The organism is Candidatus Delongbacteria bacterium, assembly GCA_041675285.1.
In the GTDB taxonomy this organism is placed as follows: Bacteria; CAIWAD01; CAIWAD01; order CAIWAD01; family CAIWAD01; genus CAIWAD01.
Map to the genome: position 1 here is coordinate 59590 of JBAYTZ010000018.1, position 12723 is coordinate 72312.

Consider the following 12723-nt stretch of genomic DNA (forward strand, 5'->3'; position numbering starts at 1 on the left):
CTATTGCAGCAGCATGAGCTTGAGCGTCGCGGACTGGCGGTGGCCGTCCGCGGTCTGCAGTTCCAGCCGCGCCAGGTAGAGACCGCTGGCCCGGCCCGCCGCGGTCCAGCTCAGGCGGCCGGCGCCCGCGGGCACCTCCCGGGCGGCCAGTTCCTCCACCAGTTGTCCGGCGAGGTTGTAGATGCCGCCGCGCAGCGTGCCCGGCCGCTCGGCGCGCCACTCCAGCACCGTGGTCGGATTGAAGGGATTGGGATGCGCGCCGCTGAGCGCGAAGCCGCGCTCCGGCCGTGTGGCGGGCGCGGGCTCCACGGCCGTCTCGCCGCGGCTCCAGGCCCCCAGGGCCTCCAGGCTCTCCCGCAGGTTGATCCCGTTGCCGATGTCGGCGATGCCCTCCAGGCCGAAGCCCAGGGTCAACAGCCCGCCCTCGCCGCACCACAGCTCCTCGGCGGCGCTGCCCGCCTGGTAGTTGTAGTAGTAGGCCTGGGGCGCCATGCAGTCCAGCAGGCCGGCCAGCACGTCCACCCGGGTCTGGTTGCCCGCGCCGCCGTTGAACAGGTACATGCGCCGGCCGGCGAAGATGCCCTCCGCCACCGTGTCCACGGCGTTGTTGTCGTAGACGCTGTCCACCAGGGCCAGGCCGCAGTATCCCGAGAGGTCCTCCGTGGACTGGGCCTCGGCGAAGTCCTGGCCCGTGAAGACCAGGTGCCCGCCATCCTGCCAGTACGACGAGAGTCGCACCCACTCCTCGGGCTCCAGGGCCCGGCGGTTGTCCCCCGTGAACCAGACCACCAGACCGTAACCGCTGAGGTCGGCGGGCAGCGAGTCCGGCGTGGCCAGCTGGTAGTCCAGCGCGCCCGCCAGGGCCGTCTCGTACCACGTCTCATAGGTCGCGCCGCCGTCGTCGTCCACCAGCAGCAGCTCGGGGTGGCCGGCGGGGAAACTCTGGCTGAGTTCCAGGCTGCCGCCCGCCCAGGTCACGGTCAGCGTGATGGGCACCAGTCCCGAAATGCCGTCCAGCGTGCTGCCCCCCAGGGCCAGCTCGTCGCGGCCACCAAAGGCCAGCGGCGGCCGGACCACGGGACCGGCCAGCTCCACGTCGGGGTGGCCGCAGGAGAGGGACACGTCCAGCGCGCCGGAGGCCGCGCCCCGGTTGAACAGCTCGAAGGCCAGTTGGAAGGCGCCGCCGGCAGGGATGCGCTCCAGGGGCTGGCCGGCCTCGTCCAGCAGGCGCAGGTCCGAGCAGTGGATGTCTGTTGCGGGCGGGCTGTCCAGCCGGGTGGCGGGGCCGAGGATCCAGTCGTCGGGGTCCAGCTCCACGGCCAGGGGTTCGGCGTCCAACAGCAGCCGGTAGCCCTGCGCCGCCTGGTCGTTGGTCACGACCACCGTTTCCGTGGCCCCGCCCGCCATGGTCACGCGGCAGTCGACGGGCATCGTGAAGGTCTGGCGCTCGGGCGTCTGGGCCTGGATGAGGCCCAGGTCCAGCCAGTAGTGGCCGGGCGTCCCGGCGGGCTCGGAGGTCCAGAAGTACTCGTAGTCCGGGTAGTACTGGCCCATGATCCACTCGTCGAAGAACCACTCCAGCGACGCGCCGTGCTCGGCCTCCATGAAGGCGCGGAACTCGTCCGTGGTGGCCGTGCGGTGATACGCCGGCTCGTTGGGCCCCAGGTAGGCGTGGACGGCGGCCCAGAAGGCCTCCTCGCCCATGACGTGGCGCAGCATGTGCACGACCCAGCCGCCCTTGGAGTAGCTCAAGTTGCCGTCGAAGATGTTGTCGGTGGCGGGATTCTCGACGTAGATCGTGCCCGGGCCCAGGTACTCCTCGTAGTTCATGTACTCGTGCAGGGCCTCCGGGCCCAGGTAGTGCTCGAAGTGGATGGCCTCGCTATAGGTGGCCCAGCCCTCGTTGAGCCAGATGTGGTGGAAGGTGTCGCAGGTGATTTTGTCGCCGAACCACTGGTGCGCCAGTTCGTGGGCCACCACGGCCTCGTTGTAGAAGCCCATGGACGTGCAGGTCTGGTGCTCCATGGCGCCGCCCCAGGTGTACTGGGCGTGGCCGTACTTCTCATTGCGGAAGGGATAGGTGCCGTAGCGGGTGGAGAGCGCGTCCAGCGAGGCCAGCCCGGATTCCAGCACGAATTGCTGGTCGCCCGCGCTCAGGCCCCAGGACCAGTCGTGCATGGGCATGTCCTGGCCTTCCCAGCTCCAGACGGTCTCCGCGTGATTGTACTCGGTGACACAAAGCGAGACCAGATAGGTCACGATGGGCCAGCTCTCGTGCCACGTGAAGGTGCGCGTGCCGTCCTCGTTCAACACGTTGGAGCGCAGCACGCCGTTGCTCACCGCCGTGTTGAAGTCGTCGGTGGTGATGGCGAAGGTCAGGGAGTCCGCCTTGTCGCGCGTGTCGTCCTTGCAGGGCCACCAGCAGCGGGCGTCGAAGGGCTCGGCCTGGGTCGTGATGGTGTGCACGTTCTGCCCGGTCTGCACGTTGGCGCGCCAGGTGCTGAGCACGCCGCAGCCGTTGAACTCGGCGAAGTACTGGATCTGCAGGCGGGCGGCCTGGCCCTCGGCCAGCGCGGCCGGCAGCTGCACGCTCAGCCGGTCGCCCTCGCGCTGGTAGTCCAGCTCCTGGCTGCCGTCGCTGACGCTGTTGAGGGTCAGGTTGGGCGCGGCGTGCAACTCGAGGACCTCCAGGCCGTCCAGCCGACTGATCAGCTCCATCTCCACGAAGCCGTTCAGCAGGTCGTCGCCCTGGAAGACGGACACGGCCAGGTCGTAGAAGGTCACGTCGTACCAGGTCAGCGGATCGTCCTCGCGCAGGGCCTCGTCCAGCAACTGGGACGACTCGAGGCGCGCGGACTGCTTGCCCAGCCGGCAGGCCTCGCGGGCCTGGAGCACTGCCGCGCGGCCGGGCAGGGCCGTGGCGGGTGGCGCTCCCTGCCAGCCTTCGGTTTGAACTTCGTTCGGAAAGGAACTGCCGGCGGCGGCCGGCGCTGCCGATAAGAGCCAGGCGGCCAGGATCAAGACCAGGGCCGGCCAGGGCGTGTGCGCGCGTTTCATGTGGGCCTCCGGGAAGCGGAACGGAAGCGGGCCCCGGAGCGGGAACCCGCACGGCTTGGCGCACCAAGCTCACGAAGCGGGCAAGTTTCCGCAAGCGAAAGAGCTTGCAGGCTGCTAGGTTGACGCGGGAAAAGCGGGAGGACGGGCCATGATCATCGTGACCGGCGGGGCGGGCTTCATCGGCAGTGCCGTGGTCTGGGAGCTGAACCGGCGCGGGGTGGACGACATCCTCATCGTGGACCGGCTGGGCACCACGGAGAAGTGGCACAACCTGGCCAACCTGCGCTACAGCGAGTATCACCACAAGGACCAGTTCCTGCGCGATCTGCGCGCGGACGGCCTGCCGGCGGGCGTCACGGCCGTGATCCACATGGGGGCCTGCAGCTCGACCACCGAGCGCGACGCCGATTACCTGATGTTCAACAACGTGCACTACAGCCGCGATCTGGCCCGCGCCTGCGCGGCCGCCGGCGTGCGCCTGGTCTACGCCTCCAGCGCGGCCACCTACGGCGACGGCTCCCAGGGCTACTCCGACGACCTGCAGAGCCTGGACCGCCTGCGGCCCCTGAGCATCTACGGTTACAGCAAGCACCTCTTTGACCTGTGGATGCGCCGCGAGGGCCTGCTGGACAACGCCGTGGGCTTCAAATTCTTCAACGTCTTCGGCGTGAACGAGTACCACAAGGGCGAGATGCGCTCCATGGCACTCAAGGCCTGGGAGCAGATCCACGAGCACCACCACGTCAAGCTCTTCGCCAGCCACCGCACGGGCCACGCCGACGGCGGCGAGACCCGCGACTTCCTCTACGTGAAGGACGCCGTGCGCTGCGTGGCGGAGGCCCTGGAGCCCGCCATTCCGGGCGGGATCTACAACCTGGGGACGGGCCGGCCGCGCTCCTTCCGCGACATGGTGCACGCGGTGTTCGCCGCGCTGGGCCGCGAACCCGACATCGACTGGGTGGCCATGCCGATGGAACTGCGCGACCAGTACCAGTACTACACCTGCGCCGAGATGGACAAGGCCCGCGCCGTGGGCCTCAGCGTGCCCGCCACGCCGCTGGAGGAGGCCATCGCCGACTACGTCAAGGGCTACCTGGAGCGCACCCGCGCCCACCTGGGCAGCGAGGGCTGAGGCGCGAACCAGTGAGTTGATTTCATAGGGGAGGGCCGACGCCCTCCCTTTTTGTGGGCTGTCTGGCCGCTTGCCGGGCGGGGCCTGTCGCCGTCGTTCCCGGATCTGGCTGATGGAAGGTCGAACCGGTTGACCGGCAACGAATTCGTTCCCCAGTCCCTCTGGTTCGCCCCATTGGTTGACTTGTTAAGAAATCCCACCTTTTGACAGCCGAAGCCGGGCCCCGCGCGGGGTCCGCTCCCAATCAGCCAACCGCCGGGAACCCCGCGTGCGAAATGCGGCCGGACCCGGCTCGCCAAGGAGGATCCGATGGCACATAAGAAGCTCTTCATCCCCGGACCCGTCGATGTCCGGCCGGATGTGTTGGCCGCCATGGCCACGCCCATGATGGGTCACCGCAGCAAGGACGCCAGCGCCCTGCAGCGCGCGATCTCCGAGAAGCTCCAGCAGGTCTTCCAGACCCGCGAGCAGATCCTGCTCTCCACCTCCTCGGGCTCGGGCCTGATGGAGGGCTCCATCCGCTCCTTCACCCAGAAGGGCGTGGCCGTCTTCAGCGTGGGCGCCTTCGGCAAGCGCTGGTACGAGATGGCCGTCCAGAACGGCAAGACCGCGGACTTGTTCGAGGTGCCCCAGGGCCAGCACACCACCGCCGAGGCCGTGGAGGCCGCCCTGGCCACGGGCAAGTACGACACCTTCACCATCACGCACAACGAAACCTCCAGCGGCGTGATGAACCCCGTCGCCGAGATCGCCGAAGTGCGCCGGCGTTATCCCGACGTGCTCTGGCTGATGGACGCCGTCTCGAGCATGGGCGGCGCACCCATCGCCGTGGACGAGCTGGGCGTGGACTGCTGCATCACCAGCAGCCAGAAGGCCCTGGCGCTGCCCCCCGGCTTGGCCGCCTGCAGCGTCACCAAGCGCGCCATCGAGCGCGGCCGCACGGTCAAGGAGCGCGGCTTCTACTTCGACATGGTCCAGCTCTACGACTTCATCTTCAAGAAGGACTACCAATACCCGTCCACGCCCACCCTGAGCCACATGTTCGCGCTGAACCTCCAGCTGGACCTAATGCTCTCCGTCGGCCTGGAGGCCTACTGGAAGCGCCACGAGGAAAACATGAAGCTCACGCGCGAGTGGGCGGCCAAGCACTTCCGCCTGCTGGTGGAGGAGAAGTACGCCAGCCGCACCGTCACCGTGGTGCACAACACGCGCGAGCTCAACATCAGCGACCTGAACAAGGCGCTGGGCGAGCGCGGCTACCAGATCGCCAACGGCTACGGCGACCTGAAGGACAAGACCTTCCGCATCGCGCACATGGGCTGGCGCACGCGCGAGGAGCTGGAAGGCCTGTTCGGGCAGATGGAAGAGATCCTGGGTCTCAAGTAGGAGTCGCCACATGGCACGCATTCTCTTGAACGACGGCCTCGACGCGGCCGCCGTGCAGGCCCTGAAGGACAAGGGCCACGACGTGGACACCACCCACTACGAGGGCGACGAGCTCAACTCCCAGCTGAAGAGCGCCGACGCGGTGGTCATCCGCAGCGCCACCAAGCTGCGCGAGCCCAACATCGACGCGGCCCTGGCCGGCGGCAAGCTGAAGCTGATCATCCGCGGCGGCGTGGGCATCGACAACATCGACCACGTCTACGCCCGCGCCAAGGGCATCGAAGTCCGCAACACGCCCACCGCCTCCAGCGCGGCCGTGGCCGAGCTGGCGCTGGCCCACATGTTCGCCGTCAGCCGCTTCATCGCGCACAGCAACGTCAGCATGCGCCAGGGCGAGTGGAACAAGAAGCAATACAAGGGCACCGAGCTGGGTGGCGCCACGCTGGGGATCATCGGCATCGGGCGCATCGGCCAGGAACTGGGCAAGCGCGCCCAGGCCCTGGGGATGAGCGTCGTCTACACTGACCTGCCCGGCGTGGTCTGGGACCAGCCCGGTGCCAGGCGCGTGGAGTTGCCCGAATTGCTGGCCCAAAGCGATTACCTCAGCCTGCACGTGCCGTTCGACAAGGCCAAGGGCGCGCTGCTGGGCGCGGCCGAATTCGCCGTGATGAAAAAGGGCGTGCGGCTGGTGAACTGCAGCCGCGGCGGCGTGGTGGACGAGGCCGCCCTGCTGGACGCGCTGAACAGCGGCCAGGTGGCGGGCGCGGGCATCGACGTCTACGCCGAGGAGCCGACCAAGAACCAGACCCTGCTGAACCATCCCAACGTCAGCGCGACGCCGCACATCGGCGCGGAGACCAAACAGGCCCAGACGCGCATCGGCGCCGAGGTGGTAGCCATTCTCACCGAACGGCTGGGGGGCTGAGCATGGCGGTCTTCACCCCCTTCCAGGGCTTCCGGCCCCGCGCCGAGTTGGCGGCGCGCGTGGCCTGCCGGCCCTATGACGTGCTCAATTCCGCCGAGGCCCGGCTGGAGGCCGAGGGCAACCCCCACACCTTCCTGCACGTGGACAAGTCGGAGATCGACCTGCCCGCGGACGTGGACCTCTACGACGACCGCGTCTACGCCAAAGCCCGCGAGAACCTGGACCGCTTCATCGCCCTGGGTGTGCTGATCCAGGACGACACGGACTGCTTCTACATCTATCGCCAGCACATGGACGGCCGCGTCCAGACCGGCTGGGTGGGCTGCTGCAGCGTGGACGACTATCTGACGGACGTGATCCGCAAGCACGAGCACACGCGCGCCGACAAGGAGAAGGACCGCATCCGGCACGTGGACGAGTGCGACGCCAACGTGGGGCTGGTCTTCCTCACCTATCGCGGCCAGGCCCGGCTGGACCAGATCGCCGAGCAGTGGACGGAGAGCCGCCCGCCGGTCTATGACTTCGAGTCCGGCGGCGTGCGTCACCAGTGGTGGGTGCTGGACGACGCCAAACTGCAGGCGGAAGTCACGGCGGGCTTCGCCAAGGTCAAGAACCTCTACGTGGCCGACGGCCACCACCGCAGCGCCAGCGCGGCCAAGGTGGGCGAGCAGCGCCGGGCGGCCAATCCGAAGCACACGGGGGACGAGGAGTACAACCGCTTCCTGGCGGTCTGCTTCCCCAGCGACCAGCTGCACATCATGGACTACAACCGCCTGATCAAGGACCTGGGCGGCCGCACGCCCCAGCAGTTCCTGGCGGACCTGGAGCGCGCTTTCATGGTGGAGCCCGCCGGCGAGCGCGGCGCGCCCTGCAAGCCCGCGGAGCGCGGCAACTTCGGCCTCTATTTGGAAGGGTGCTGGTACCGGCTGACGGCCCGCCCCGAGGTGGTGCCGGCGGACGATCCGGTGGCCTGCCTGGACGTGGCCGTGCTGCAGAAGAACCTGCTCACCGACATGCTGGGCATCACGGATCCGCGCACGGACAAGCGGCTGGATTTCGTGGGCGGCATCCGCGGGCTGGCCGAGCTGGAGCGGCGCGTGGACGAGGACGGCTTCGCCTGCGCCGTGGCCATGTATCCCACGTCCATCGACGACCTGATGGCTGTGGCCGACTCGGGCCAGGTCATGCCGCCCAAGAGCACCTGGTTCGAGCCCAAGCTCTACAGCGGGCTGGTGGTGCACCGGCTGAGCTGAATCTGTTGACCGAAAGGCCGGGGAAACCCGGCCTTCTTTTGGGGACACGCACCGAGAATCGTGAGGCTGTCATGGCCGACGTTCATCACCGATGGAATCGACATGCCGGCACCATCAGGTGGCTCCTGGGTGGCCTGTGGTTGACCGGGATCGCCTGGGCCGCCGCTCCCACCACCATCTGCGTGGATGTCGCCTCGTGTCCCGCCACCATCCATGTACAGCGTCTCGAGATGAATCAGCCCGTGGTTTGGGAGGGCGTTGTGGATGTCATCCTTCCCCGGGGGCCTTTCGAGATGGAGCTGAGCAATCCTTGGGGCATGAACCCGGTGTCGATGGAGGTGAGCGCCGCTGACCTCGCCCTCGACAGCATGTCCATGGATTTGTGGTTGTCGGATGGCTTGGCGTCCATGAGCAGACAGCGGATTCCCATTCATGGGAGAAGGTTGCTCGATGAGGCATCCCAGCTGATTCAACATCACAGGTTGGTCGTGCATAGCGACTCCAATAGGAGCGCGATTCTGCGGCGGCTAGACGACACGCTCCGTGAGGAAGGGGACCGTTCTCCCTGGACGTGGACGGGCGATCTGTGGCAAGGTGATTTGCCCACCGCTGTGGGGCGGTTGCTGTCCAGCTGGCGGGAATCAGGACTGCAAATGCGGGAGCCGATCACCCTGCATGGAATGTGCGGGAAGGCGGGGCGGAAGTCGATCCACATTCGGGGGATTGCGAGGGAGTTGCTCGGTTCCCACGTGTATGCGACGACTGTGGAGAACTCACCGCGCACGGTGAACGCGGTGGCCAAACGTTGCGTGACCAATCAGGGCGAACGTGAGCTAGTCATGTCGAAGTGGGCGGACCTTCGATCCTCCGCATCAAGGAAGAGCCACGTGAAGTTCTGGCCCTTGGGATCTGATTGGCCCGAGTACCAGGAGGAGTGGGGCCAATTGTCCCTGGACCCACCTCTGCTATCCGGTGCGCTGCGATCCCGAATCGAGCCGGGCGGCACCGTGAGCTGGGGCGTGGACTCCACGGAATGGAAGTGGGACAAGGTGGTCCGGGACTCCCAGAAGCGGGGCATGGCCGGTACGACCGTAGCCAGCCTGGACATGGTGGCAGGTCTCCCGGGTCAAGATGACCGCCGCATCCTCCCCTATGAACACCACGTCCTTGAGTCCTTTGCCTTGCGCGATTGGCTGGTGGCCGGGCGGATCGACCGGCTCCCAATGGGAGACTCAGGGATTTTCCGTTACCCTTGGTTCTGTCACACGATGGGGACGCGGGACTACACGGCGCTCGAGCTGGGAGCCGTGACAGGACTTGATGCCGCTCGCCAAGTGTTCCAGGAAACACGCGCTGGTGAACCCGTGTGGCACTTGGATGTGCAGTTCACCAACACGGAAGACACCCCGTTGGAGTTCACTTGGCGTGAGATCCAGGGCCACACGCGGTGGACCCTGTTGGAAAGCGAGCCTGCCGCACGGGCCGGCGCCAACGGCTTGGCCCTGGACGTTCCCGTGAGGGTGCCCGCCCGTGGCATTGCCCATCTCAATGCGGTACTTGGCGTCCGCAAGGACTGATCCATTGTGCGCTTGGCAGCGCCCATACCAAGAACGACCTTTCCCGCCCTCACCGGCAGGAGATGTTCATGCGGCGATTCATCGGAGCGCAGCTGCTGCCCTCGGGCCTGATCTTCGGGTCTCTGCTGGCCGTTGCCCTGCTGGTGGACTGGGCCTTGCACCAGGCCGGCCTGGCTGGGGTGGGCCGCTGGCTGGGGCCGGTGGGCGTGGGCCTGTTGGCCCTCTCCTTTCTTCATTCCTTTCGGCGCCGCAAACTGCTGCGGCTGGGCTCGCCCAAGGGCCTGTTGCAGCTGCACGAGACCCTGGGTTGGCTGGGCGCCCTGCTCCTGCTCGTGCACGGGGGCATCCACCTGAACGCCGTGATTCCCTGGCTGGCCCTGCTGGCCATGGTGCTGGTGGTGGCCAGCGGCCTGACGGGCAAGTTCCTGCTGGCCGAGGCCCGCCGGCGCCTCGCGGCGCGCCGCCGGGAGCTCGAGGCCCTGGACCTGGATCCGCACGAGACGGAGCGCCGTCTGCAGACCATGGCCCTTCTGACCGGCACCTTGCAGCGCTGGCGCAGCATCCACATGCCGCTGACCCTCGCCTTCGCCGGCCTGGCTCTGGTCCACGTCGCCGTCACCCTGTTGCTCTGGTGAAGCCATGAACCGCAGCCTGCTGAGTTTCCTGATCGTACTCGTCCTGGGGGCGGGCTTCGCCTGGCTGGCGCCCGGCGCGGCCATCCAGCCCGGCCACCTGCTGGCCGCCCACGAATCCCTTCAGGACGACTGTCTGGCCTGTCACGAAGTGGGGCGGGGCGTCACTCGGGAGCGCTGTTCGGCGTGTCACGAGCCGGCGGGCATCGGGCTGCGCACCGTGGACGGGGCAGAACTGGACTCGCCGCGCGTGGCCGTCCAGGGCTTGCATCAGCGCAGCCAGGCCCTCACCTGCGCCCTCTGCCACGCCGAACACGCGGGCCGATTGGGCGGGGGCGCCGCGGCACGCTTCTCCCACGACCGGCTACCGGCCGAGCTGTCCGCGGATTGTGCCGCCTGTCACGGGGGCCAGCAGCCGGACGACGCGCTGCACGCCACAGCGTGGCTGGCCTGCGGCGACTGCCACGGCCTGGATGCCTGGACGCCCGCCACCTTTGATCATCAGGTGCTGGGCGCCGGTTCGCCGGCCTGTGCAGACTGCCACCGGCCGCAGGTCCCCGCCGACGACCTGCACCGCGCACTGGGCACCACTGTGGATTGCGCCCGCTGCCACCGGACTCGGGCCTGGACCCCCGCCGACTACGATCACCAGCGTTACTTCCGCTTCGACGACCACCACCCGGCCCACTGCGCCGATTGTCACACGCCGGGTCAGGGCTACAATTCCTACAGCTGCACGGGCTGCCACGTCCACAATCCGGCGCGCCTCGCGGCCGAGCACCGGGAAGAGGGCATTTCCGATTGGCGGGACTGCGTGCGCTGCCACCGCAGCGGGGACGAGGACGGGGCTGAGGGCGGAGAAGGCGACGAAAGCGAGGCGAGCCACGACGGCGGGGAGCGGCACGGGGACGACGACTGACCCTCACCGGCTCCGTACGGATCCCTTTCAGCTCGCGCGGCGGAGCCCCATAGTACCGCGGCAGACGGGACAGCGGCCGGCGCCCGTGGGCAGCCAGGCGCCGGTGCCGCACTCCGCGCATTCCGCCCGCAGCAGGCCCTGATCCTTCGGCGTCGGTCCGTCGCTCACCGTCCACTCGTCCAACGGGGCGCGCAATTCTTCCGGCAAGCGGTCCAGGTGCAGGCTGAGCCCGCGCCACAACTCCCAGACCTCCCACTCCTCCGGCGCCAGCAGGAGGAGCCCCTCCCGGTAGAGGCCGCAGGCCGGACAACTCAATTGGTTATGGGCGGGCTGTTCCCGGCCCAGCTCCAGCGCGAAGCGCACGCCGCAGCGCGGGCAGAGAAACACGGTGAGCGGCTGGTTCACGATCCCTCCTTCCTGACTTGATCCCCAAGAAACGGCCAGGGTGGGACGCTTCCGCCCTTCTCCTTGGCGCGCGGGGGCCATGGTCACAATGGCCTCCCGGCATGTGGGTGCGATGTGGATGAACCTGGGATCCGCCGCGGGGGAAGGGTTGCCTTGGCTTATGGTTAAGGTTTGGTCCGCCGAAGAAAATGTCAACCAACTGTTCGAAAATGGTCCCTGATTGGTCAAAATCGAACATCTAGGTGGGAGAAAGGTGGGCTCGCGGGCAGAACGCAAAGCTGGTTAGGGAAGCGAAACAATCTGGCACGCCCCTTGCAATTTCCTCATGCAAGAAACGACGAAGAGTTGATCGACCCCCAAACCACGTGAAAGAAAGGCTACCCCCATGAAGAATGCATTGTGCTTCTGTCTCGGCGCCGCGCTGGCGGCTCCGGTGCTCGCTGGCACGGCCATCGAGCGTGACATGGTCCAGTCCCTCATCCAGAGCGGCGCCCTGCTGCCCAGTCAGAACCTGGTGATGAATTCCGCTGACCGCACCTTCTGCCTCAGCGGCAGCATCCTGGCCGGCGAGACCATTTCCATCACCTTCGTGTTGACGGAAGACTGTTGCGACTGGGAGATCAATTCCTGTCCCTCCGACGAGACGGACACGTACTTCACCAGTTTGGTCGGCCCCGGCATCGACCTGCAGGGTGTGGACGATCCGGGCAATTGCCCGCGGGATTGCGGCAGCTTTGCCCCGGACGTGATGAACATCAACCAGGCGTTCAGCAACAACGGCCTGCCCGTGCCGGCCTGCCTGCCCGCCGGGACCTATGTGTTGAGCATGTTTTCCTTCTCCTCGTATGACCCGGCCACGTGCCAGCCCATCGATCCGGGCGCCTACACCGTTTGCCTCAATTGCAACGGCGGTGGCCAGGTGGGCGCCGACGAACTGCCCACGGGCTTCGCCCTGGCCCAGAATGCGCCGAACCCCTTCAACCCCTCCACGGAGATCCGCTTCTCCCTGCCCGAGGCGGGCACGGCCAGCCTGCGTGTCCATGACATCGCCGGCCGCGAAGTGGCGACCCTGGTGAACGGCATGACCGAGCGCGGCGAGCACGTGGTGTCCTTCGACGCCAGCCGCCTGAGCACGGGCGTGTACTTCTACACCCTGGAGGCCGCCGGCCAGAGCATGACCCGCAAGATGGTCCTGGCCAAGTAAGGCGGACCTCGCGCGATTCAACGCATCCAAAAGCCCCCGGTGGTGACTCCGCCGGGGGCTTTTCATGTGTGGGAATGTGGACAGGTGCCAGGCTGGTGCCAGGCCGGTGCCAGGTCGGTGCCAGGCTGGTGCCAGGTCGGTGCCAGGTCGGTGCCAGGTCGGTGCCAGGTCGGTGCCAGGTCGGTGCCAGGCCGGTGCCAGGCCGGTGCCAGGCCGGTGCCAGGTCGGTGCCA

General features: G+C 67.5%; 10 protein-coding genes. 8 read left to right on the forward strand and 2 right to left on the reverse strand.

Annotated features, from left to right (window positions below; translation table 11 throughout):
- Positions 1 to 3057, reverse strand: coding sequence for a M1 family metallopeptidase (locus WC326_14450; protein MFA7332267.1), 3057 nt, complete (start codon positions 3055 to 3057; stop codon positions 1 to 3).
- Between the two features lie 148 nt (positions 3058 to 3205).
- Between WC326_14450 and rfaD the strand changes: the two genes are divergently transcribed.
- The 7 genes from rfaD to WC326_14485 all read left to right on the forward strand — a co-directional run bounded on the left by rfaD (position 3206) and on the right by WC326_14485 (position 10881).
- Positions 3206 to 4189 carry an ADP-glyceromanno-heptose 6-epimerase gene (gene rfaD / locus WC326_14455; GenBank protein ID MFA7332268.1) on the forward strand — a complete coding sequence of 328 codons (984 nt, stop codon included), beginning with the start codon at positions 3206 to 3208 and terminating at the stop codon, positions 4187 to 4189.
- Between the two features lie 309 nt (positions 4190 to 4498).
- Positions 4499 to 5575 (forward strand): alanine--glyoxylate aminotransferase family protein, encoded by a 1077-nt coding sequence (locus WC326_14460; GenBank protein MFA7332269.1) that lies wholly within the window; start codon positions 4499 to 4501, stop codon positions 5573 to 5575.
- Between the two features lie 10 nt (positions 5576 to 5585).
- Positions 5586 to 6500 (forward strand): NAD(P)-dependent oxidoreductase, encoded by a 915-nt coding sequence (locus tag WC326_14465; protein ID MFA7332270.1) that lies wholly within the window; start codon positions 5586 to 5588, stop codon positions 6498 to 6500.
- Positions 6501 to 6502: 2 nt separating this feature from the next.
- The gene (locus tag WC326_14470; GenBank protein MFA7332271.1) at positions 6503 to 7753 is read left to right on the forward strand and encodes a DUF1015 family protein; all 1251 of its coding nucleotides are present in this window, start codon (positions 6503 to 6505) and stop codon (positions 7751 to 7753) included.
- 71 nt (positions 7754 to 7824) lie between these two features.
- Positions 7825 to 9330, forward strand: a complete 1506-nt coding sequence (locus WC326_14475) for a hypothetical protein (GenBank protein ID MFA7332272.1) — start codon at positions 7825 to 7827, stop codon at positions 9328 to 9330.
- A gap of 68 nt (positions 9331 to 9398) precedes the next feature.
- On the forward strand, positions 9399 to 9965 hold the full coding sequence (locus WC326_14480) for a hypothetical protein (protein ID MFA7332273.1): 567 nt from the start codon (positions 9399 to 9401) through the stop codon (positions 9963 to 9965).
- Positions 9966 to 9969: 4 nt separating this feature from the next.
- Positions 9970 to 10881, forward strand: a complete 912-nt coding sequence (locus tag WC326_14485; protein MFA7332274.1) for a hypothetical protein — start codon at positions 9970 to 9972, stop codon at positions 10879 to 10881.
- A gap of 27 nt (positions 10882 to 10908) precedes the next feature.
- Here WC326_14485 and WC326_14490 read toward each other — a convergent pair whose 3' ends face one another.
- Positions 10909 to 11286 (reverse strand): hypothetical protein, encoded by a 378-nt coding sequence (locus WC326_14490; GenBank protein MFA7332275.1) that lies wholly within the window; start codon positions 11284 to 11286, stop codon positions 10909 to 10911.
- Positions 11287 to 11671: 385 nt separating this feature from the next.
- Here WC326_14490 and WC326_14495 point away from each other — a divergent pair, with 385 nt between their 5' ends.
- Entirely contained in the window at positions 11672 to 12490 is an 819-nt protein-coding gene (locus WC326_14495) for a T9SS type A sorting domain-containing protein (protein ID MFA7332276.1), read from the forward strand.
- The last annotated feature ends 233 nt before the right edge of the window (positions 12491 to 12723 follow it).